The sequence below is a fragment of the Saccharothrix texasensis genome, assembly GCF_003752005.1.
Taxonomy (GTDB): Bacteria; Actinomycetota; Actinomycetes; order Mycobacteriales; family Pseudonocardiaceae; genus Actinosynnema; species Actinosynnema texasense.
This window is the reverse complement of sequence record NZ_RJKM01000001.1, coordinates 8991997-9012984: the sequence shown is the minus strand read 5'-3', so window position 1 is coordinate 9012984 and position 20988 is coordinate 8991997. Positions and strand designations below refer to the sequence as shown.

At 73.6% G+C, this 20988-nt stretch carries 21 protein-coding genes; 12 read left to right on the top strand and 9 right to left on the bottom strand.

Annotated features, from left to right (window positions below):
- Nucleotides 1–86: 86 nt before the first annotated feature.
- Both EDD40_RS42970 and EDD40_RS40150 read right to left on the bottom strand, forming a co-directional pair.
- Complete coding sequence (locus EDD40_RS42970) at nucleotides 87–1565, bottom strand: DUF8189 domain-containing protein (RefSeq protein ID WP_211348359.1); 1479 nt, start codon at nucleotides 1563–1565, stop codon at nucleotides 87–89.
- Between the two features lie 92 nt (nucleotides 1566–1657).
- Nucleotides 1658–3154: a DUF8189 domain-containing protein gene (locus EDD40_RS40150; RefSeq protein ID WP_123747510.1), complete on the bottom strand. Its 1497-nt coding sequence runs from the start codon at nucleotides 3152–3154 to the stop codon at nucleotides 1658–1660.
- Between the two features lie 140 nt (nucleotides 3155–3294).
- Here EDD40_RS40150 and EDD40_RS40145 point away from each other — a divergent pair, with 140 nt between their 5' ends.
- A complete protein-coding gene (locus tag EDD40_RS40145; RefSeq protein WP_148089068.1) occupies nucleotides 3295–4251 on the top strand; it encodes a LuxR C-terminal-related transcriptional regulator in 957 nt (318 codons plus the stop codon).
- Nucleotides 4252–4255: 4 nt separating this feature from the next.
- Here the strand turns inward: EDD40_RS40145 and EDD40_RS40140 are convergent, their stop codons facing one another.
- A complete protein-coding gene (locus EDD40_RS40140) occupies nucleotides 4256–4462 on the bottom strand; it encodes a hypothetical protein (protein ID WP_123747508.1) in 207 nt (68 codons plus the stop codon).
- 217 nt (nucleotides 4463–4679) lie between these two features.
- Between EDD40_RS40140 and EDD40_RS42220 the strand changes: the two genes are divergently transcribed.
- On the top strand, nucleotides 4680–4829 hold the full coding sequence (locus EDD40_RS42220; RefSeq protein WP_170185382.1) for a hypothetical protein: 150 nt from the start codon (nucleotides 4680–4682) through the stop codon (nucleotides 4827–4829).
- 46 nt (nucleotides 4830–4875) lie between these two features.
- Here EDD40_RS42220 and EDD40_RS40135 read toward each other — a convergent pair whose 3' ends face one another.
- Nucleotides 4876–6318 (bottom strand): serine hydrolase domain-containing protein, encoded by a 1443-nt coding sequence (locus tag EDD40_RS40135; RefSeq protein WP_123747507.1) that lies wholly within the window; start codon nucleotides 6316–6318, stop codon nucleotides 4876–4878.
- An 85-nt stretch (nucleotides 6319–6403) separates the two neighbouring features.
- On the opposite strand from EDD40_RS40135, the gene EDD40_RS40130 reads away from it, so the two are divergent.
- Both EDD40_RS40130 and EDD40_RS40125 read left to right on the top strand, forming a co-directional pair.
- Nucleotides 6404–7531: a sensor histidine kinase gene (locus tag EDD40_RS40130; protein WP_123747506.1), complete on the top strand. Its 1128-nt coding sequence runs from the start codon at nucleotides 6404–6406 to the stop codon at nucleotides 7529–7531.
- Nucleotides 7524–8180, top strand: a complete 657-nt coding sequence (locus EDD40_RS40125) for a response regulator (protein ID WP_123747505.1) — start codon at nucleotides 7524–7526, stop codon at nucleotides 8178–8180. The genes EDD40_RS40130 and EDD40_RS40125 overlap by 8 nt, the downstream gene beginning before the upstream one ends.
- A gap of 412 nt (nucleotides 8181–8592) precedes the next feature.
- Here the strand turns inward: EDD40_RS40125 and EDD40_RS40115 are convergent, their stop codons facing one another.
- Entirely contained in the window at nucleotides 8593–9825 is a 1233-nt protein-coding gene (locus tag EDD40_RS40115) for a YncE family protein (RefSeq protein WP_425471365.1), read from the bottom strand.
- Nucleotides 9826–10093: 268 nt separating this feature from the next.
- Between EDD40_RS40115 and EDD40_RS40110 the strand changes: the two genes are divergently transcribed.
- The 3 genes from EDD40_RS40110 to EDD40_RS40100 all read left to right on the top strand — a co-directional run bounded on the left by EDD40_RS40110 (nucleotide 10094) and on the right by EDD40_RS40100 (nucleotide 12908).
- Nucleotides 10094–11305: a PucR family transcriptional regulator gene (locus EDD40_RS40110; RefSeq protein WP_246038233.1), complete on the top strand. Its 1212-nt coding sequence runs from the start codon at nucleotides 10094–10096 to the stop codon at nucleotides 11303–11305.
- A 26-nt stretch (nucleotides 11306–11331) separates the two neighbouring features.
- The gene (locus tag EDD40_RS40105; protein WP_123747502.1) at nucleotides 11332–12033 is read left to right on the top strand and encodes a TetR/AcrR family transcriptional regulator; all 702 of its coding nucleotides are present in this window, start codon (nucleotides 11332–11334) and stop codon (nucleotides 12031–12033) included.
- Nucleotides 12034–12134: 101 nt separating this feature from the next.
- On the top strand, nucleotides 12135–12908 hold the full coding sequence (locus tag EDD40_RS40100) for an SDR family oxidoreductase (protein ID WP_123747501.1): 774 nt from the start codon (nucleotides 12135–12137) through the stop codon (nucleotides 12906–12908).
- 57 nt (nucleotides 12909–12965) lie between these two features.
- On the opposite strand, the gene EDD40_RS40095 is transcribed toward EDD40_RS40100, so the two are convergent.
- Complete coding sequence (locus tag EDD40_RS40095) at nucleotides 12966–13844, bottom strand: NAD(P)H-binding protein (protein WP_123747500.1); 879 nt, start codon at nucleotides 13842–13844, stop codon at nucleotides 12966–12968.
- A gap of 91 nt (nucleotides 13845–13935) precedes the next feature.
- Here EDD40_RS40095 and EDD40_RS40090 point away from each other — a divergent pair, with 91 nt between their 5' ends.
- Together EDD40_RS40090 and EDD40_RS40085 are read left to right on the top strand one after the other, a co-directional pair.
- Nucleotides 13936–14769, top strand: a complete 834-nt coding sequence (locus EDD40_RS40090; protein ID WP_123747499.1) for a LysR family transcriptional regulator — start codon at nucleotides 13936–13938, stop codon at nucleotides 14767–14769.
- Nucleotides 14770–14845: 76 nt separating this feature from the next.
- Entirely contained in the window at nucleotides 14846–15535 is a 690-nt protein-coding gene (locus EDD40_RS40085) for a DJ-1/PfpI family protein (RefSeq protein WP_246038232.1), read from the top strand.
- A 127-nt stretch (nucleotides 15536–15662) separates the two neighbouring features.
- Here the strand turns inward: EDD40_RS40085 and EDD40_RS40080 are convergent, their stop codons facing one another.
- The gene (locus tag EDD40_RS40080; RefSeq protein WP_425471325.1) at nucleotides 15663–16565 is read right to left on the bottom strand and encodes a zf-HC2 domain-containing protein; all 903 of its coding nucleotides are present in this window, start codon (nucleotides 16563–16565) and stop codon (nucleotides 15663–15665) included.
- On the opposite strand from EDD40_RS40080, the gene EDD40_RS40075 reads away from it, so the two are divergent.
- The 3 genes from EDD40_RS40075 to bla all read left to right on the top strand — a co-directional run bounded on the left by EDD40_RS40075 (nucleotide 16462) and on the right by bla (nucleotide 19292).
- Nucleotides 16462–17031, top strand: coding sequence for a sigma-70 family RNA polymerase sigma factor (locus tag EDD40_RS40075; protein ID WP_425471324.1), 570 nt, complete (start codon nucleotides 16462–16464; stop codon nucleotides 17029–17031). The two genes, EDD40_RS40080 and EDD40_RS40075, sit on opposite strands and share 104 nt — an antisense overlap.
- A gap of 6 nt (nucleotides 17032–17037) precedes the next feature.
- A complete protein-coding gene (locus EDD40_RS40070) occupies nucleotides 17038–18234 on the top strand; it encodes an MFS transporter (protein WP_425471323.1) in 1197 nt (398 codons plus the stop codon).
- A 131-nt stretch (nucleotides 18235–18365) separates the two neighbouring features.
- Entirely contained in the window at nucleotides 18366–19292 is a 927-nt protein-coding gene (bla, locus tag EDD40_RS40065) for a class A beta-lactamase (RefSeq protein WP_123748642.1), read from the top strand.
- A 211-nt stretch (nucleotides 19293–19503) separates the two neighbouring features.
- On the opposite strand, the gene EDD40_RS40055 is transcribed toward bla, so the two are convergent.
- Complete coding sequence (locus EDD40_RS40055; RefSeq protein ID WP_123747498.1) at nucleotides 19504–19869, bottom strand: DUF1330 domain-containing protein; 366 nt, start codon at nucleotides 19867–19869, stop codon at nucleotides 19504–19506.
- A gap of 57 nt (nucleotides 19870–19926) precedes the next feature.
- Nucleotides 19927–20973: a glucose 1-dehydrogenase gene (locus EDD40_RS40050; RefSeq protein WP_123747497.1), complete on the bottom strand. Its 1047-nt coding sequence runs from the start codon at nucleotides 20971–20973 to the stop codon at nucleotides 19927–19929.
- Between the last annotated feature and the right edge of the window lie 15 nt (nucleotides 20974–20988).

Here is a 20988-nt window from a genome sequence, read left to right as displayed (position 1 = left end):
AGATCTTCGCCTACCCCGCCGTCGGCTGCCACCACGCGTGGCCCCGCCCGCCGTGGTGGCGGGCGGGACCCCCGGGAACGCGCCGGTCAGCAGGCGGGCGCGCCGACCGCGCCGTGGCCCGCCCAGTCGTACCAGCCGTTCGTGCCGGTCCAGGTCTTGCGGATCAGGTCGGCGCCGCTGTTGCGGGTGAACACGTCGATCCGCTGGCCGGTCATCGACACCGCCGTGGGGCTGGTGAAGATGTGGCCGCCGAAGTCGCTGGCCGGGTAGGTCGTCCAGTCCGCGCCGTTGGGGCTGTAGCGGTGGATGAAGCTGTCGTCGTGGTCGCGGAGGAAGATGTCCACGGCGTCGCCGCCGCGGGTCGACGCGGTCGGCCGGCCGGTGAAGTTGCCGCCGCGGTCGGCCCAGCTGTACCAGCCGGCGTCACGCGTCCACATCAGCGACAGCAGGCTGCCGTCCGTGGCGCGGGCGAAGACGTTCATCCGCGAGCCGTCCGCGTTCGCGACCGCCGCCGGCGCGCTGGTGGCGGTGACCGCGGCCGCGTTCAACCCGATGTTGGACCAGTTCGTGGTCCAGCCCTGCACGGTGTCGTAGTGCCGGTAGACGATCTTGTTCTCGCCGTTCTTGGCGAACACGTCGATCCCGGTCGCGTGGCGGCTGGTCACCGCCGGGGAGGAGGTGACGGTGTACTCCCCCATGTCGGCCCACTGGTACCAGCCGTAGGCGGAGGTCCAGGTGATCTTCTTCAACCGGTTGTCGACACCCTGCGCGAACACGTCGATCCGCCCCGCCGAGAAGATCGCCGCCGGATCACCCTTGATCTTCGCGTTGTACGGCAGAGTCGCCCAACAACCCCACACGCCGTCGTTCATGTTCCGGTGCTTCAGATGACCGTCCGACGTCGCCGCGAACACGTCGAGGTCACCCGCCGACCGGGAGATCGTCGACAGACCGGGCAGCGTGGTCGAGGTGCCCGGCGCCGCGTTCCACAGCGCGGCGACGATCAGCTGCGCGTCGGCGGCCTGCACGCCGTACCGGTACCGGTACTCGGCCGCCGGTCGCTGCACGTCCGCCGCGACCTCGCCGATCGGCTCCGCCGCCCACGAGCCGTTCGGGTAGAACTGCTGCATCACGTCGAGGAAGCTGTTGGTCGCGGTCGGCGGGTGCAGGCGCTGCGCGGCCGTGCCCCAGGAGTCGCGCTGCTGGTAGAGGCCGAGGCTGTCGCGGTCGCCGTAGTTGACGTTGCGCAGGTGCGACTCGACGATCACCGTCGCGATGGCGATCGCCGCCGCCCTCGACGACAGGCCGCGGGCCTTCACCGCCTGCACGACCATCCGGGCGCAGGACGTCTCGTAGGCGTCCATGTTGCCTCTCATGTCCGAGTCGAGCTGCGCGTTGAGCTGCTGGCCGATCGTGACGTCCTGCGAGGTCGTGCCGCCGGGGTCGCAGGCCCGGATGTCGTCGGCGGCCGCTTCGGGCGGGTTCGCGCCCAGCACGGTCAGACCGACGCTCAGGGCCACGGCGGCGAGGGTCGCGGACAGCGTCCGGCTCACGGCGAGTTTCACGGGATGCTCCTGGTTCAGGCACAGGGAGGTGCTGCGGGAGAGGGGAAGAGGGGGAGGGCGACCGGCCGGGGTCCGGCCGCCCTGCGCACCGGTCAGCAGGCGGGCGCGCCCACCGCGCCGTGACCTGCCCACTCGTACCAGCCGTTCGTGCCGGTCCAGGTCTTGCGGATCAGGTCGGCGCCGCTGTTGCGGGTGAACACGTCGATCCGCTGGCCGGTCATCGAGACGGCGGTCGGGCTGGTGAGGATGTACCCGCCGAAGTCGCTGGCCGGGTACGTGGTCCAGTCCGCGCCGTTGGGGCTGTAGCGGTGGACGAAGCTGTTGTCGTGGTCGCGCACGAAGATGTCCACGCTGTCGCCGCCGCGGGTCGAGGCGGCGGGACGGCCGATGAAGTCGCCGCCCCGGTCGGCCCAGCTGTACCAGCCGGCGTCACGCGTCCACATCAGCGACAGCAGGCTGCCGTCCGTGGCGCGGGCGAAGACGTTCATCCGCGAGCCGTCGGCGTTGGCCACGGCCGCCGGCGCGCCGGACGCGGTGACGGTCGAGGCGTTCAACCCGATGTTCGACCAGCTCGTGGTCCAGCCCTGCACGGTGTCGTAGTGCCGGTAGACGATCTTGTTGGCCGCGTTCTTCGCGAACACGTCGATGCCCGTGGCCGAGCGGCTGGTCACCGCCGGGGAGGACGTGACGACGTAGTCACCCATGTCCGCCCACTGGTACCAGCCGTAGGCGGAAGTCCAGGTGATCTTCTTCAACCGGTTGTCGACACCCTGCGCGAACACGTCGATCCGCCCCGCCGAGAAGATCGCCGCCGGATCACCCTTGATCTTCGCGTTGTACGGCAGAGTCGCCCAACAACCCCACACGCCGTCGTTCATGTTCCGGTGCTTCAGATGACCGTCCGACGTCGCCGCGAACACGTCGAGGTCACCCGCCGACCGGGAGATCGTCGACAGACCGGGCAGCGCGGTCACCTCGCCGTCGTCCTCGATGACGTTGTCGTAGCGGTAGGGCAGGTAGGTGCCGCTGTAGTACGGGTACGGGATCTTCCGGTACACGGCCCTCGGCGGGGTCTGCTCGAACTCGTAGTACTCGGTGCGCGCGGTGTCCGCCCACTTCTCGAAGATCACCACGTGGTTGTCGTAGCTGAGCAGGATGTCGCCCGCCTTGAGGTCGTCCTTGTCGATGCGGTGCGCCACCTGGTCCAGGTTGCGGGTGGTCAGCGACTCGCTGAGCTTCCACGCCATCGACACGAAGCCGGAGCAGTCGGTGCGGTACCCGCCGTAGTAGTCGCTCTGGCTGTAGGGGACGCCGGCCGTCGTCCACGTCCGGGCCCGGGTGATGATCTCCGACCTGGTCACCGGCGGTGTGGCGACCTCGGCGGTCACGGTCGCGCCGGACACCTCGGTCGACGTCACGGTGGTCGTGGGCGTGCCGGGCGCGGCCTGGTAGCCGGCGACGGCGGCGCGCAGCCCCTCGCCGCCGGTCGGGTCCGCCGCCGGGGCGGCGGTGGCGACGCCGCCGCCGAGCACACCGGCCGCGATCACCACCGAGAGCAGCAGCCTGGCCGCTCGCTGGTCGAGTCTCATCGTCGTGCCTTTCCGTCGTGGCTGGTCGACACGAGCCTGGAGCCCGGAGAGGCGGGGGCGTAGGTGGCAGATCGGCCATTGGCCGCCACTGGACACGTCCGTACGCTGGGGCTCCGGTTTGGGGAACCCGGGGGTGGGACATGCTCGAAGGGCTGCTTTCCATGGGCGCGGGAGCGCTGTACGACTCGTTGGTGCGCGGCGGGCCGATCGCCGTGGACGACCCGCGCGCGGACAGCTCGGACATGGCCGAGCTGTTCGAGAAGGGGTTCGTGCGCCGCGACTACCGGGGCGACCCGACCATCGCGCCGGTCGAGCCGGTGCGCGCGGTCGACCACGCCATCCTCGCCGCGCAGCAGCAGGTGCTCGACCAGCAGCGGGCGATCGTGGCGGCCCGGCACCAGCTCGACGTGCTGCAGGCCGCCTACCGGATGGCGAACTCCTCGGGCGACACCGCCGACATCGAGATCGTCACCGACCCGCAGCGCATCGGCCAGATCTCGTTCGAGCTGTGCCTGTCCGCGCGGGAGGAGTTCGTGACGTTCTCCACCCGGCACTTCCGCAAGGCGCCCAGCGCGCAGACGGTGATGACGCTGCCCGCCGTCGTGGCCGAGCGGGGCGTGGTGCTGCGCAACGTGTGCGAACGGGCGGTGCTGGAGTTCGAGAGCTCCCGCGACATGGTCGAGGGCAACATCAAGGCGGGCTGGCAGATGCGCGCGGTGCCGGAGCTGCCGATGAAGATGGTGATCGCCGACCGGCACTCGGCGCTGGTGCCGCTGGACCCGACCGGCATGGAGGGCGCGCTGCTGATCCGGACGCCGACGATCATCGCCGCGCTGCGGATGCTGTTCGAGCTGGTGTGGAGCCAGGCGGTGCCGGTCGGCGCGCAGGAGACCGGCTCGCGCAACGGGCTCACCCCGACCCAGGCCAAGGTGCTGGACCTGCTGGCCACGGGCATGACCGACGGCGCCATCGCCCGGCACATGAAGATCAGCGAACGGACGGTCCGCCGGTACGTCTCGGGGCTGCTGGAGGCCCTGCAAGCGGACAACCGGGTGGCCGCGGTGTACGCGGCCACCCGGTTGGGTTGGCTGAACTGACCGGTCAGTCGCTCGGCAGCGTCCAGCCGTAGTCCTCGTCGCACGACAGCGTCGGGTCGGGGCACGGGACCGGCGGGTCGGTCGGGTCGCCGCCGGCCGCCACGGCGGTGCTCGCGGCGGCGGCGCTCACGGCGGCGGTGGCCGCCGTGGCGGCGCCGAGGGTGGCGGCGAAGACCGCGGCGAGCACCGCGCCGATGATGCGCTTGGACATTGTTTCCTCCTGGTCACTGCTGGTCCCCCGACCGGCTCTGGCCAAATCCTGACCGCCCTCGGCGGTCGGCGGCAGTGGCGGGTCCGGCCACCGTCCGCAATAGGTCAACCCGGCCGGCGGTGGCCTGGAGCGGCCGTTGGCCGGAGCCGACCGCTGTGCGGATCGCGGCACGTCCCTAGCGTCGGAGGCGCAAGTGCTCGACGTCGGGAGGTGATGAGTGGACTGCGAACCGATCGCTGAGCCCCCCGGGCCGACCCTGCCGGTGCCGACCGGGTGGTGGCCCGAGCCGGACACGATCGGCTGGGTGGTGCGACCCGCCGAACCGGACGGTCCGGACGGCGTGGACGAGGACGGCGTGGACGACTGACGTGGACCCCTGGGCGTTCCGCGGCGGGGAACGCCCGGGGCCCGCGTCAACCGGCCGAGCCCCGACGCCCGGCCGCCGCGGCGAGCCGGGCGACGAGCACGGCGACGCCGCCGAGAGCCGCCACCGACAGCAGGACCACGAACGTCGGGTACAGGTACGGCACCTGCGCCCAGGACACGTCACGCCCTCGGTACAGGAGGCCGACGACCCGGTGGATCGTGGTCAGGAGCAGGAGCGGTAGCGCGAGCGGCAGCAGGCGCGCCACCGTCCACGCGGTCGACCGTCGGCGCGCGGCCCACCGCCGCGACCGGAGCGCACCGCGAAGGGCCAGCGCCCCGACCACGGGGGTGAGGCCGAGCAGCACCACGTCCACGAGGGTGTGCGGGTCGTCCACGGGCGGCAGTCGCCTGCCTTCGACCAGGGCGATGAGCCGCGCGCCGATCGCCTGGGCGTCGCCGTGCCGCATCCCGGTGTTGGCCAGGACGGCGATGCCGTGGCCGGAGGCGGGCAGCAGGGCCTGGTACGCGGTCGAGGTGAACAGGTCGCCGCCGTGGTCGACCAGCGGGGCGCCGGACGGTGTGACGCCCACGAACCAGCCGAGGCCGTAGGACGGCGACGCGGTGGACGGCGTGTGGGTCTCGGCGATGCTCCGCGGGGTGGCGACCGACGTGCCGTCGGGCCCGCGCCCGCCGTTGTTCTGCGCGATCAGCCACGCCGCCAGGTCGTGGGCGGAGGTGAGCACGCCACCGGAGCCGTTGCCGAACGCCGGTGGTTCGGGCAGCGCCACGGGCAGGCCGAGGACCTTGACGTGACCCGCGGCGCTCGGCGGCAGGTCGCTCGCGGTGTCGGCGGTGCGGCTGTCGGCCATGCCGAGCGGTGCGAAGACCTCGCGGCGCAGGTGGTCGGCGAACGGCAGGCCGGCGACGACCTCGACCAGCCGGGCCGCCACCTGGAAGTTCGGGTTGTGGTACTCCCAGCGCGTGCCGGGCGCGGCGGCCGGCTTCGAGTCGCGCATCGCCGCCACGGCCTCCGCGAGCGTGTGCACCGGTGGGCCGCTGAACGACCGGTGGGTCGTGTCCGACAGGCCCGAGGTCTGGTCGAGCAGGTGGCGCACGGTGATGTCGGCGGCCCGCGGGTCGGCCATGGTGAACTCGGGCAGGTGCGCGCGCACCCGGTCGTCGAGCCGGATCCGACCGCTCTCCACGAGCCGCATCACCGCCAACGCCGTGAACGACTTGCTCACCGACGCCGCGGCCATGGTGGTGTGCTTGGACACCGGGTCGCCGTCCGGGGTGTGGCCGTACCCGGCGGTGCGCACGACCTCGGTGCCGTGCGTGACGGCCACCGCGACCCCCGGCAGGGCCGTGTCCTCCCGGTACTGCCGCACGACCGCGTCGACGGCGGCGCCGTCGACGGTGGGCGCAGCCGCGGTGGCAGGACCGAGGGACACGGCGGAGACGATCAATGTGGACAGGATCGAGGTGATCACCCCGGCAGTGTCGGAGCGTTCCGGTCCCGTGCCATCGGACCGTGGTCCGAGTTCCGCCGGACGCCACCCGGTTACCGTGCCACCTGTGGTGGGACTCGGCCCGAAGGGGCTGCTGGTGGCGGACGCCGTGATCGCGGGCGTGGTGGTGGTGTGGGCGGTCCTGCGCGCGCCCGCCCTGGACGTGGTCGCCGTGGTCTCGGCCGTGGCGCTCGGCGTTCCGCTCGCCGCGCGCCGGCTGCGGCCCACCGCCGTGCTGTCCACCGTGCTGCCGGTCGGCGCGGCGGCGATCGCGGTCGGCACCGGGACCGAGTCGACGGTGGTGGCCGTCGCGCTGGCGCTCCACCCGGTGGCGCTGTCGTCGTTCCGGTCGGGCGCGCTGGGCCTGGTCGCGGCGCTGGCGTGCGTGGTGACGGCCGGCGTGGCGGTGGCGACCGTGCCGGGTCTGCCGCTCGTCCCGGCCCCGGCGGGCACCGAGTCGTTCGCCACGAACCCGGTGTCCACCTCGCTGTTCAGCGCGGTGGTCGTCACCGGGTCGTGGGCGGTCGCCGCCGCCGTGCGCACCCGCAGGCGGCACCGCGCCGAGCTGGCCGAGTCGCGCACCGCGCGGGCGGTGGCCGAGGAGCGGCTGCGCATCGCCCGCGACATCCACGACGTGGTCGGGCACAACCTCAGCCTGATCGCCATGAAGGCCGCGGTCGCCAACCACGTGGCGGGCACGCGGCCCGACGAGCGGGAGGCGGCGCTGCGGGGCATCGAGCAGGTGAGCCGGTCGGCGCTGGCGGACGTGCGGACCGTGCTCGGCGGGCTGCGCGAGCCGTCGGCCCCGGCGGGCGCCGCCGGGCTGGACCGGCTGGTGGACGACGCGCGGTCGGCCGGCGTCGACGTGACGGTCGAGCAGGCCGACCTGTCCGGGACGCCGGCGGCGGTGCGGATCTCGGCCTACCGCATCGTGCAGGAGGCGTTGACCAACGTGCGGCGTCACGGCCGCCCGCCGCGGTGTCACCTGGTCACGGCCGTCGAGCCGGGCAGGCTCGTCATCTCCGTGGTCTCCGCCCTCGATGAGGACACGGACCCGGGCCGCGACGGGCACGGCCTGCTGGGGATGCGGGAACGGGTCGCGCTCCACGGCGGCACGCTGCGCGCGGGCCGCGCGCCCGGTGGCTACGAGGTCCGCGCCACGCTCCCGTTCGAGCCCGACGCCCGTCATGGCTGAGCCGATCCGCGTGCTGCTGGCCGACGACGAGCCGATGTACCTCGGCGCCATCCGGTTGCTGGTCGACGCGGACCCCGGCGTGGAGGTGGTCGCGGCGGCGGGCACCGGTCGGGAGGCGTGCGAGCTGGCCGCCCGGCACCGGCCGCACGTCGCGGTGCTCGACGTCCGGATGCCCGACCTCGACGGCATCGACGCCACCCGGCGCATCACCGCGCTGCCCGACGCGCCCAAGGTCCTCGTCCTCACCACGTTCGACCTCGACGGCGTCGTCTACGAGACGTTGCGCGCGGGTGCGAGCGGGTTCCTGCTCAAGGACGTCCCGCCGCACCGGCTGCTCGACGCCATCAGGACGGTCGCGGCGGGCGAAGCGCTGCTCGCGCCCACCGTCACGCGCAGGCTCATCGCGGACTTCCTCCGCTCCCCCGCGCCGCCCCGCGTCCGACGGCCGCTCGACCGCGTGACCCCTCGGGAGCGGGAAGTGCTCCGACTGATCACGAGGGGACTGTCCAACACCGAGATCGAGCAGGCCCTGCACCTGAGCCGGCACACGGTCAAGACCCACATCGGGCACCTCATGGCGAAGCTGGCCGCCCGCGACCGGGCCCAACTGGTGATCGCGGGCTACGAAGCAGGCCTCGCCGACACCTGACACCCGCACCGGGCACGACGACCTGGCCGAGGCGGTTCCCGGTGCGGCGCGACGACATCGCCCGCCCGCGCGACCCCGGCGGCGTCGCCTCCGCCTGCCACGACATCGTCAACGGCCGGCCCACGCCGAGGCCGAGGCCCACCAGGCCGAGCAGCCACACCGGCATCGGCACGGCCGCCGCCGCGAACCCGCCGCGGCCGGCGCCACGCGGCCCAGCAGCAGCGTCCGCACCAGACCGGGCCGCCGCGGCAGGTCCCGCACGCCACCGTGACGACGGTCAGCACGAACGCCACCAGGAACGCGGTGTCCGTGCGCGGAATCGTCCGGTCGCCGCCGAACAGCAGGTTCAGGGGTCCGGAGGTGCGGGGAGCGGTGGCCGGCCGCTTCGCCGACCACCGCTCCCCTGGTCGTCTCAGCCGGCCGAGGGGCCGGTCCAGCCGGTCGGGACGTAGCCGACGCGGACCCGCTGCGGGTGGTCGCCGACCGGCACCGACACCAGCTTGCGCCCGGTCGCGAAGTCGATCGCGGTCACCTGGTCGGCGCCGCTCTCCGAGATCACGCAACTGCGCCCGTCACCGCTGACGGTCGCCCAGTAGGGCTTGGCGGCCGGCACGAGCGGGCCTTCGCGCAGGGTCGCGCGGTCGACGACCACGGCGTAGTCGTCCATGGTCCCGGCGATGCACAGCTTGTCGCCGCCGGGGCTCATCGACATGCCGTGGTGGCGCGAGTCGTTGACCCAGGTCGTGCGGTCCGCGCTGGTGTTCGGGTTCTTCGGCAGTTCCTTGAGCCGGGTGATGCGGTCGGTGGCGACGTCGTACTCCAGGAAGCCGTTGAAGAACGACACCTGGAAGTACAGCTTCGACTCGTCGGGCGCGAACGCCACCGGCCGCACCGAGTCGGACAGGTCGGAGCGGCCGAACGCGTCCAGCCGCGACCTCATGTCGATCACCTCGACCTGCTGGAACGTCGTCGCGTCCACCACCGTGATCCGCCGGTCGCCCTTGGTGAAGTCGAACGCCGGGTCGTCCAGCGCGGTGTTGACCTCGCCGATGGACATGTTCCAGAGGTAGCGGCCGTTGTCGGTGAACACGTTCTCGTGGGGCTTGTCGCCGGTCGCGAACGACCCGACCTGGCGACCGGTCTCGATGTCGAGCACGTGCACGGTGTTCGAGGTCGAGGCGGACACCGCGACCCGGCGGCCGTCGGGCGAGACGGCCATGTGGTCGGAGCGGAAGCCCGACACCGGGAAGCGCCAGTTGACCCGGCCGGTGGCCAGGTCGATGGACACCACGTCGGCGAAGCTCGGCCGGGACGCGACCACCGCCCGGCCGTCGGGCGTGGTGTACATGTCGTCCACGAACTGGTCGTGCCCCTCCCCCGGCCCGGACCGGATGCCGAGGAAGAACGCGAGCTTGATCGGGTTGAGGTAGATCTCCCACAACCGCTCCTGGCGGTCGGGGATGATGTCCACCCGGCCGATCCGCGCGAAGTCGCCGCGGGCGGCGATCACGTCGGCGGTGCCGTCCCAGTTGTTCCCGACGAACATCACCTCGCGCAGCGCCGCGCCCGCGGGAGGTTCGGCGGGGGTGGCCGCGGCGGGCGCGGCGGTCGCGGCCAGCACGCAGGTCGCCAGGAGGCCGAGCAGGCGCGTGCGGGGTGCGCGCCTCCGTCCTCCCGACCCGGATTTCTTGTCCACGAGAGCTCCAAACCGGATGCGGAGTTGTCACATCCGTGCAGGGTTTCGAGGTCGTCCACGCCAGTTCCCGAACCCGTGACCCCGGGCCCGGCCGGACTGTTACCGTTCAGTAGGCAATAGATACCGGCTCGCGGCGCGACCGCGGTAGGGGCCGATGCCCAACGAGCCGCTTGCCCGTTATGCCACTGCCACAACGTCGCGGCGGGAGGATGGGCCGGTGTCGGCAACGCACGACCGCGGTCGCCTGCTCGGGCAGGTGCTCAGGGGCATGGCGACCGATCGCGGCGTCGTCGAGGAGCTGGTCCGGGCCGCGCGCGGCCAGTCGCCGGAGGTGGCGCGGCTGCCGGAGGCGGAGAACCGCCGGCACGTCGAGGTGCTGCTGGCGACCGGGCTCGACTTCTTCGAGCGGTCCGAGGAGCCGGAGGCGCAGGACTTCGGGGCGGCGCAGGCGTTGGGGGCCGACCGCGCGGCCCAGGGGATCTCGATCGACGGGCTGCTGCGCGGGGTCCAGGCGGCGCGCACCGCGGCGATGAACGTCGCCATCGCCCGCAGCCGGGCCGCCGGCGTCCCCGACGAAGTGCTGCTGGAAGGGCTGGTCGACCTCGACCGCTACACCGGGGTGCTGGAGCGGCACGTCATCAACGGCTACCACACGGCCGAGCTCGAGCTGTCCCGGACGAACCGGGACGCGAACACCCACCTGCTGCGGCGGCTGCTCGTGCACGGCGACGACACGCCACCGGAACCGGCGGAGCTGCGGCGCGCGGGCCTCGCGCCGGACGGGCGGTACCACTGCCTGGTCTCCGACGTGACCCTGCCGGGCGAGGCGCGGGCGCTGGAACAGCGGCTGCTGGGGTTCGGCGGCGTCTACGGGTTGGTGGAGGGCCGGTTGGCCGGCTTGTCCGCTCGACCGCCGGCCGACCTCGCGCCGGACGTGCTGCTGGTGGTGGCGCCCGCGACGGGGCTCGCGGTGATGCGCGACGTCCACCCGTTGTGCGTGGCGGCGCTGCGGATCGCCGGGAGGGCCGGGCTACGCGGGGTGCGCGACCTGACCGACCTGGCGGGCGAGGTGGCGCTCGCCGCGCAACCCGTGCTCGCCGACCTGCTGCGCGGCACGCTCGCCGGCCTCGACCACGACGACGACTTCCACCGCGAGCTGGTCTGCACCGCCCTGGTCTACCTCGACCGCGGTCAACGCCTCGGCCACGCCGCCGCCGCGCTGCACGTGCACCCCAACACCGTCCGGTACCGGCTCGACCGGCTCGCCGAGCTCACCGGCGCGCCGTGGGACGACAGCGGCGCGGACGACCCGTCCACCGTCCTGGGCACCCTGCGCCACTGGTGGGCGCTGCGCGCCTGGCTCGACCACAGGCCGTCGCAACCCTCCGACCTGCTCGTATCGCCGCTAACAAGAAAGTGTTGGCACTGATTCGACTCCGTGTTATCGTTGCTAACATGGACCACAGATCAGCGATCCTGGCGGCGGCCACCGAGCTGCTGGAGTCCTCGCCGAACGGCGACATCTCCACGCGCGGTGTCGGGGAGAAGGCCGGGGTGCAGCAGCCCGTGATCTACCGGCTCTTCGGCGACAAGGACAGCCTGCTCGCCGCGGTCGTCGACCACGGTTTCGCGCAGTACCTCGCGGCCAAGCGCGCGGCCGTGCCGACCGACGACCCCGTCGCCGACCTCCGGCGCGGCTGGGACGGGCACACCAGGTTCGCCCTGGACCACCCCAACGTGTACCGCCTGATGTACACGCCCCGGCTGACCTCCCCGCCGCGCGCGGTCCGCGAGGCGGACGAGTTGCTGCGCGGCGTGCTCGAACGGGTCGCCCGGGCCGGCCGCCTGGCGGTCGAACCGGACCGCGCCGCCGACGTGGTGATGGCCGCCAACACCGGTGTCGCCCTGTCCCTGCTGAACCGCCCCGAACCCGACCGCGACCCGGAGCTGTCGGCACGGGTGAGGGAGATCGTGCTGCCCGGCATCCTGACCCCGGAACCGGACGCGGATCCCGCCGACACACCGCCGTCGGTGGCCCAGGCCGCCACGACCCTCGGCGCGCTGCTGCGCTCCCACCGGCCGGACTCCTTCAGCCCGGCGGAGTTCGCCCTCCTCACCGAATGGCTCACCCACCTCGCCACTGCCCCCAAACCCTGACCCACCCGCACCTCCGACCCACACCGCCGCCAGAGCACCCGTAGCCGCGCGCCATACCCGAACCCCCAGAGCACACATCCCTTGCACCAGAGAGGAACCTCATGTCCGAGAACACCACCAACACCTCCCCCGCCGGCACGAGCAGCACCGCCACCCGGGTCGCCCTCGTCACCGGCGGCAGCGGGGGGATCGGGCGGGCGGTGGCCGAGCGGCTCGTCGCCGACGGGTTCGCCGTGGGCGTGCACTACGCCGGCAACAAGGACAAGGCCGACGCGACCGTCGCCGACATCACCGCCCGCGGCGGCCAGGCCGTGGCCGTGGGCGGCGACGTGGCCGACGAGGGTGACATGAGCGCCGCGTTCGACGCGGTCGAGGCCGCGTTCGGCGGTGTCGACGTGGTCGTGAACACCGCCGGCACCATGGTCCTGGCGCCGATCGCCGAGCTGGACCTCGACGACCTCGACCGCATGTGCCGCACCAACATCCGCGGCACGTTCGTCGTCGCGCAGCAGGCCGCCCGCCGCGTCCGCCGGGGCGGCGCGATCGTCACCTTCTCCACCTCGGTCACCCGCACCCGGCTGCCCACCTACGGCGGCTACGTCGCCGGCAAGGCCGCCGTCGAGAGCATCACCCTCGTCCTCGCCCGCGAGCTGCGCGGCAAGGACATCACCGTCAACGCGGTCGCACCCGGTCCCACCGCGACGCCGTTGTTCCTCGACGGCAAGGACGACGCCCTCATCGCCGACTTCGCCAAGGCCACCCCGCTCGAACGGCTCGGGCAGCCCGAGGACATCGCCGACGCCGTCGCGTTCCTCGCCGGTCCCGCCCGCTGGATCAACGGCCAGGTGCTCTTCGCCAACGGCGGCCTCGCCTGATCCACCACCTCCGTCCACACCGGAGGAACCCCCAGCGAGTTTTGATCTACACTGAAGCTACAGAGGTTGAGAAACTCCAAGGTCGGTCCGCCGCGCTTCGAGAACCTCGCGCAGCGGCACGGTCGGCCGCCCGACCAGGTCGGCGAGGGTGGGGCCGACCTCCGCGAACCGCCCTTCACGACTCGCCGCGAACATCCCCACGAGCAGGTCCGCCACGTGACCGGGCAAGCCGTGGGCGAGGAGCCCGGCCCGGTAGTCGTCGTCCGGCACGACGACCCGCCGGATCGGCCGGCCCGTCACCTCCGAGGCGATCGCCGCGACCCCCGCCAGGTCGATCGACGCGGGACCGGTGAGAGGAGGCGTCACACCGTCCAGGACATCCCCGGTCAACGCGAGCGCCGCCGCCTCGGCCAGGTCGTCGTGCGACGTCCACGACACCGGACCGTCCTGCGGCGCGGCCAGTTCACCCGTCTTCATCGCCCCGCTGAGCAGCATGAGCGCCGACGACGCGTAGAAACCGTTGCGCAGCGCCGTGAACGCGACGCCCGAGTCCCGCAACAGCACCTCCGTGGCGGCGTGGTCGACCATGGGCGCGAAGAACGACGACGGGCTCGCGCCCATGTGGCTGGTGTAGACGACGCGCTCCGCGCCCGCCCGCACGGCCGCGTCGATCGCCGCCCCGTGCAGGCGCACCGCCGCCTCGCCGCTGGTGTCCACCGACACGACCAACACCCGCGACGCGTCCTCGAACGCGTGCGCCGAACTCCCCGCGTCGGCGAAATCACCCTGCCGGACCCGGACGCCCCGCCCGGCCAGGCCCCGCGCCCCCTCCGGGTCGCGGACGCACACCCCGATCCGGTCCGCCTCGACCCGGAGCAGCAGCCGTTCCACCACCGCTCGACCGAGTTTTCCGTTGGCACCGCTCACGATGATCACGCGTTCACCCTGCCCGCGACCCCGACAGGTCGGAAGGATCACCAAGGACCGGGTTGTTACCCTGAGGGACATACCGAGCGGAGGTGTGCGGGTGGAGTCACGCCCCCTGCGTTGTTTCGTCGCCGTCGCCGAAGAGCTGAACTTCGCCCGCGCGGCCGAACGCCTGGGCATCTCGCCCCCTCCCCTGTCCCGCACGATCCGCAAGCTCGAAGCGGAGTTGGGGGTCGCGCTGTTCGAGCGGACCACGCACAACGTCGCGCTGACCCCCGCCGGGTCGGTGCTCCTCGACCAGGCCCGCATCGCCTTGGAGGCGTTGGGCGCGGCCGGGCGGCGGGCACGACGCGCCGCCGAGCCGAAGCTCGTCCTGGCGGTGAAGGCCGACAGCGACGCGGGGTTGCTGGAGACCGTCCTCGCCCGGTACGCGGCCGACCCGGCGTCGTCCCTGCCGGTCGCGGTCCGCCTGTGCCGGTGGGGCGAGCAACCGGGGCTCCTGCGCCGGGGCGAAGCCGACGCCGCCCTGGTCTACGAGCCGTTCGACCACGTCGGGCTCGACGCCGAGACCGTGACCGTCGAACGGCACGTCGCCGCCGTCCCGACCGGCCACCCGCTCGCGGGGCGCGGGCACGCCACCCTCGCCGACCTCGGGCTGCCCATCGACGACGCGACGCGGCTGGACCAGCTCCACCACCACCTCGACGGGATCGTCGCCCGGCACGACGTCCGCGACCTGCCCCAGCTGCTGAAGCTGGTCGAGCTCGGCGAGTTCGTCACCCTGCTGCCCGAGTCCGTCGTCGACCGCTACCCGCGACCGGGCATCGCCTACCTCGACGTGCCGGACGCGCCGCCCGCGACCCTCTCGATCGCCTGGCCCCAGCAGTCCCGGTCGACGGCCACCGCCGCCCTCGTCCGCGCGGCAGTCCCGTGACGCCCCGCCGAGGTCCGGGAACCGGACGGGGGTTCCGACCGACCACTGGGTGACACCGGGAACTGGGGAGGTCACCGTGGAACGTCGTGCGTTCCTGCGCGCGTCGGCGCTGTCCGTCGGCACGATGGGCGCTGCGTCCGGCGCCGCGGCCACCGCCACCGCGTCGTCGCCGCTGCGGGTGCGGGTGTTGGTGTTCGACGGGGTGGAGGAGCAGGACTTCATCGCGCCCGTGGAGGTGCTGGGGCTGGCCGGGCGGATGAGTGGCGGCGCGTTGACGACGACCTTGGCGACCACCGGTCGCCCCGGCGCGGTCACCTGCCGGTACGACACCAGGGTCCAGGTGGCGGAGGGGTGGTCGTCGGACCGGGCGGACGTGCTCGTGGTGCCCGGTGGCGGGTACACCGACAAGACCGGACCGGGCGTCAACCGGCTCGCCGCCGACCGGGGTTTCCTGCGCCGCCTGGCCGGCGTCGACGCGCTTCGGGTCGGCATCTGCACCGGCACGATGGTGTTGTCCGCCGCGGGGGTGACCAGGGGCCGCAACGCGACCACGCACAGCGGCGCGAAGGCCGACCTGGCCGCGCAGGGCGCCACCGTCGTCAACGCCCGCGTGGTGGACGACGGCGACCTGGTCACGGGCGGCGGCATCACCTCCGGGTTGGACGTGGCGCTGTGGCTGGTCGAGCGGTTCCTCGGCGCGCAGCTCGCCCAGCGGGTGGAGACGGTGCTGGAGTACGAACGGCGGGGCACGGTCTGGCGCGCCTGACCGTCTCGACCGGCGGCCACCGGGACCGGTCGACCGACCCAGTTCGCCGACCACGAGCCCGGCGGTGGCCTGACCGCGAGCCCGACAGCGCGGGCCGCAAGTCGCGGCAGCCGAGCGTCGCCACGGGTCAGGCGGCACGCCGGTGGGCGGTGGGCCGCAGACCGCCCCGGCCCCGCCTCTCCGCCCGCGCGGGACAGCGGTCGCCGCCCGTCTCGCCCGGACCGTCGTGCACGTCGTGGCCGTGCACGTCGTGGCCGTGCTCGGCTGGTGTGCCGGGGGCCGGCTGGTTCCGGTGCGCGCGGTGGACCAGGTGCAGCAGCACCAGTCCGGTCAGGACCGGCAGGTGCGTCAGCACGCGCGCCGCCGTCGTGACGCCGGTGAGCAGGTCGTGCGCGGAGAAGGCGGCGAGCACCGCGACGAAACCGCCGAGCGTGGGCAACAGCCCGGCGGCGCGGTGCGCGTGCACGGCGGCAACCAGCAGGCCGATGTCCAACGCCGGGTTCCACGCCGCGCCCTCGTTGAACAGGTGCCCGGAGATGCCGTGCACGGGCGGGGACGTGGCGCCGGCGAGCAGTTGCGCCAACGCCGGCCACAACTGGACGATCGCGACCGCGGCCAGCGCCAGGCGCGGTGCCAGGGCGAGGTGGCGAGGTGGCGCGTCCGCCGGCACGACAGCGACCAGGTCCGGTCCGGGGTGAGCCAGGCGCACCCGGATCGCCCTGGTCAGCGCCTGCGCCCGGACCAGCCGCGTCGAGCAGTCCGCGCACCGCCGGGCGTGCGCGTCCACCTCGGCGGCGGGCGCGGGCTCGGCTTCACCGTCGAGGCGCGCGGACAACGCTTCACGGCGGGTTCGGCAGTCCGCGTCCCAGTAGTAGCTCCATTCGGTGCACGAGTTCCCGACGGCCGTGTGGTTACGATTCGGAGTCGTGACCTTCCCCGACGTGACCAACCCCGACGACGAGGTGACGCGCTGGGCGTTGCGGGCCCGCTCCGGTGACCGGGACGCGCTGGAGCGGTTCGTGCGGGCCACGCAACGGGACGTGTGGCGGTTCATCGCCCACCTCGCCGACGTCGGCGTGGCGGACGACCTCGCCCAGGAGACCTACGCGCGCGCCCTGGTGAGCCTGCCCCGGTTCGCCGGGCGTTCGTCGGCCCGCACCTGGCTGCTGTCGATCGCCCGCCGGGTGGTGGTCGACCAGGTCCGGATGGCGCGGTCCCGGCCGCGGCTGTCGCCCGGCGCGGACTGGGAGCGGGAGGCGGACCGGCGTCCGGTCGAGTCCCGTTTCGAGGACGCCGTCGAGCTGAACGTGCTGCTGGACGCGCTGGACCCGGACCGCCGTGAAGCGCTGGTGCTCACCCAGGTGCTGGGGCTGCCCTACGCGGAGGCGGCCGAGGTCGCGGGCTGCCCGGTCGGCACGATCCGGTCCCGGGTCGCACGGGCGCGCGACGACCTGCTGCGCGCGACCGGCCGGTCCGGCGCCACCGAGGCCGGCTGAGCGACCGTGCGACCGGACGTCCGCCCCGGCGGGACGCTGTTGCGCGACACGGCGTTCCTGCGGTTGTGGATCGGCGCCACCGCCTCCGGCCTGGCCACGTGGGCGTTGCCGTTCGTGCTCGGGTTCGCGGTGCTGGAGCGGTCGATGACCGCGGTCGAGCTGGGGGTCGTGCTGGCCGCCCGGACGGTCGGGTTCCTGGTCGCGGTGCCGGTCGCCGGTGTGCTGGCCGATCGGCACTCCCGGCGGCGGGTGGTGTTCTGGGCGGGTTCGGTCGCCGGGCTCACCTCGCCGTTGATCGCGGTCGGGTTGGGGCGTTCGGTCGTGGTGATGGCCGTCGCGGCGGCCGCGGTCGGCGCGGGGCAGGGCGCGTGCCGCCCGGCTTTCCAGGCGCTCACGGCGGAAGTCGTGGCCGAGGAGCAGCGCCGGCGGGCGAACGCGGCGATGACGTTGGCCGTGCGGGTCACCACGTTGGTCGCGCCGGGCCTGACCGCGTTGCTGGCGCTGGTGGTCGACACACCGGCGTTGATCGTCGCGACGGCGGTGCTGTGGTTGGCCGCGGCGTCGATCCCACCCCCGGGCACGGCCGTCGTCCCGGCGGCCCGGCGGCGTTTCGCGGCGGAGTTCGTCGACGGGGTCCGGGAGGCGCGGCGGCACCCGTGGTTCGTGGCGGGGCTGGGCGCGTTGACCGCGGTGATCGCCACCGGGTACTCCGCGACGGGTGTGGTGCTGCCGTTGGTGAGCCGCGACCGCTACGGCACGGGGGCGGTGCTCGCCGCCGCCATGACCGCGTACACGGTGGGCGCGCTGGGTGGCGCGATCATCGCCGGACGGCGGGGTTCCCGGGCGCAGGGCTGGACCGCGCTGGCCGGCCTGGCGTGCTACGGGTTCGTGCCGCTGACCCTGCTGCTGCCGGTGCACGCGGTGTTCGTCATCGGCGCGTACGTGGCGGCGGGGGTGGGGATCGAGCTGTTCAACGTGCCGTGGTTCACGGCGACGCAGCGCGAGGTCGAACCCTCGATGCTGGCCAGGGTGTCGTCCTTGGACTTCCTGCTGTCCTACGGCCTCGCGCCGGTCGGCCTGGCCCTGATCGCGCCGGCGATCGACGGGTTCGGCGCGGACGTCGTCCTCGCGGTGTGCGCGGTGGTCTGCTTCGCCGCGCCGGCCGCCGCCGCGCTCGTGCCCTCCGCCCGGGACTTCCGCTGACCCCGGGCCGGCGAGCACCTGCCGAGCACCCTCGCCGGGCGGCACGGCGACCAGCCGCCGCGCCGAAGTGCTCCTCCGGCGGCGCCGAGCCGTTTGGACAACATCCACGACCACCTGTGAAGCTGCTGGGCGTGACACCGCCGCACCGCACCGTCAGCCGCCGCTCGTTCCTGGGCGCGGCCGCGCTGCTCCCGCTGGCGGGCTGCGCCCAGGACCCGACGCCGGTGTCGGCGCCCGTCGACACGGCCGCTCCCACGTCCACGCCGGCCGCGGTGCCGCACGATCACCTGATCGAGTTGGAGCGGAAGTTCGACGCGCGACTCGGCGTGTACGCCGTCGCCACGGGCACCGGGACGACCCTCGCGTACCGGGCCGACGAGCCCTTCGCGTTCTGCTCCACGTTCAAGGGGTTGGCGGCGGCCGCGGTGCTGCACCGCAACCCGCTGTCCCACCTGGACACCGTCGTCACCTACACCGAGGACGACCTGATGGCGAGCTCCGCCGTCACCAGGCGGCACGTGGCCACCGGCATGACCATCCGCCAGGTCTGCGACGCGGCGGTCCGCCACAGCGACGGCACGGCGGGCAACCTGCTGCTGCGCGACCTCGGCGGCCCGGCCGCGTTGACCGCGTACGCGCGCGGGCTCGGCGACACCGTCACGCGGTCGGACCGGTTCGAGCCGGACCTCACCACCGCCGTGCCCGGCGACCCCCGCGACACGACCTCGCCCCGCGCCATCGGCGTCGACTACCAGCGGATCGTGCTCGGCGACGCCCTCGGACCCGACCAGCGCGCCTTCCTGCGCGACCTGCTCGAGCGCAACGCCACCGAGGCGGGCGCCCACCGCGTCCGCGCCGGCGTGCCGCGGGGGTGGGCCGTCGCCGACAAGACCGGCACCGGCGGCTACGGCACGGTCAACGACATCGCCGTGGTGTGGCCCCCGGACGCCGCGCCGCTCGTAATCTCGATCATGTCGAGCAAGGCCACCGCGGACGCCGCGCGCGACCAGGCGCTGCTCGCCGAAGCCGCCGCGTACGCCGTGGGCGCGTTGACCTGATGCGCCTCGTCGTGATCGGTCGGCTGGTCCTGCCGTCGCGGGACGGCCGCTCGCGATCGTGGAGGAGGTCCCGGGCCCGGCGACCGGGCAGGTCTGCGCGCCGGCCGGGCGCTACGTCGACGAGGAGTGGCACTTCGAGCACGCCCCGGCCGACGCGACCGCGAGCGGCCCCACCCGAGCGACCCCGAGCCCCTGGGGACCGTCGGAGCGGTCAGCCCCAGGGGATCGTCGCCTGGAGCACCGCCTCGGTCAGCGCCCGCGTGCGCAGGTGCGTCACCCGCTGGTACTCGGGATCGGCGACCATGCGGCCGAACGCAGCCCGGTCGGGGTAGCGGACGATCACCACGGCGTCCCAGCTCTGGCCGTCCTCGGCGGCCAGCACGGTGGAGCCGGCGCCCGCGTACCGGATTTCCGCGCCGTAGCGGGGCAGGAAGACCTCGCGCAGGTGCCGCGCGTACTCCTCGTAGGACGCCACGCCGTCCTCGGCGAAGCGCAGCAGGTTGAGCATCACGACCGGGCCGCCGGGGTCCTCGGCGAGCAGTCGCTTCAGGTCGGAGCCACGCGGGTCGACAGCCATTCCCACAGCATGGGCGCACGTGATCACGTCCGCATCGGTGAGTCCACCAGCCGCGGCTCAGAGGGTGATGACGACCTTGACGTCGTCGGGCCGGGCGGTGAAGGCCTCGGCGAACCGCTCCAGCGGCACGCGGCGGCTGATCAGGCCCTCCAGCCAGGTCGGGTCGGCTTTCGCCAGCGCGTCGGCCGCCTGGCGGTAGTGGCGCGGGTTGGCGTTGACCGAGCCGACCACGACGTCGTTCTCCAGCACCATCGCCCGGTTCGTGATCGCGACGTCCACGTTCACGGTGTGGCCGCCCGACGAGATGCCGGTCAGGCACACCACGCCGAACGCCGCGGTGTTGCGCACGGCGGAGAGGACCACGCTGCCCACGCCGGTCGCCTCGATCACCACGTCGGGCCGCAGCCCGGAGGCGACCTCGTCCACGTCGCCGTGGTGGTAGGTCGCGCCGAGCTGCCGCGCCAGCAGTGGCTTCGGCCCGTCCTCGACCCGGTCGAGCACGTGCACGTCCAACCCCTGCTGCACGCCGATCATCGCGGCCAGCAGCCCGATCGGCCCGGCGCCGGTCACCAGCGCGCGTCGCGGCTCGTACCAGGCCCGCTCCCCCACGCGGCGGACCTGCTCCCACGCCTTGGCGACCACGGACGCCGGCTCCACGAGCACGCCGACCCGGGACAGTCCCGGGTCGAGCACCACCGCGTAGTCGGCTTCGACGCACCACCGCTCGGACGCGTACCCGTCCAGCTCCTTGATGCCGCGCTCGGTGTAGTCGCCGTTGCGGCAGTTGTCGAACTCGCCGTGCGCGCACGCGCCGCACGGGACCGGATCGGGTCGCCGGACGACGCCCACGACCAGGTCACCGGCCGCGAAACCACTCCCCGGGGGCGCTGTCGTCACCCGGCCGAGCGATTCGTGGCCGAGCACCAGCCGGTCGCGTCCCGGCGGCGCCCAGCCGTACTCGGCGCGGGCGATCTCCTTGTCCGTGCCGCAGACACCGACGGCCAAGCCCTCGACCAGCAGCTCACCGGGCTGCGGCGCGGGCTCCGGCACCTCGGTGACCTGCAACGAGTCCGCCGTCCCGGGGTCGAGCGTGAGCGCGCGCATGGCCGTGGGCTACCC

Bases quoted from the DNA above. Each gene is read 5' to 3' on its own strand.
- EDD40_RS40150 (WP_123747510.1), bottom strand. From the start codon at position 3,154: ATGAGACTCGACCAGCGAGCGGCCAGGCTGCTGCTCTCGGTGGTGATC.
- EDD40_RS40145 (WP_148089068.1), top strand. From the start codon at position 3,295: ATGCTCGAAGGGCTGCTTTCCATGGGCGCGGGAGCGCTGTACGACTCG.
- EDD40_RS40140 (WP_123747508.1), bottom strand. From the start codon at position 4,462: ATGTCCAAGCGCATCATCGGCGCGGTGCTCGCCGCGGTCTTCGCCGCC.
- EDD40_RS40125 (WP_123747505.1), top strand. From the start codon at position 7,524: ATGGCTGAGCCGATCCGCGTGCTGCTGGCCGACGACGAGCCGATGTAC.
- EDD40_RS40105 (WP_123747502.1), top strand. From the start codon at position 11,332: ATGGACCACAGATCAGCGATCCTGGCGGCGGCCACCGAGCTGCTGGAG.
- EDD40_RS40100 (WP_123747501.1), top strand. From the start codon at position 12,135: ATGTCCGAGAACACCACCAACACCTCCCCCGCCGGCACGAGCAGCACC.
- EDD40_RS40055 (WP_123747498.1), bottom strand. From the start codon at position 19,869: ATGGCTGTCGACCCGCGTGGCTCCGACCTGAAGCGACTGCTCGCCGAG.
- EDD40_RS40050 (WP_123747497.1), bottom strand. From the start codon at position 20,973: ATGCGCGCGCTCACGCTCGACCCCGGGACGGCGGACTCGTTGCAGGTC.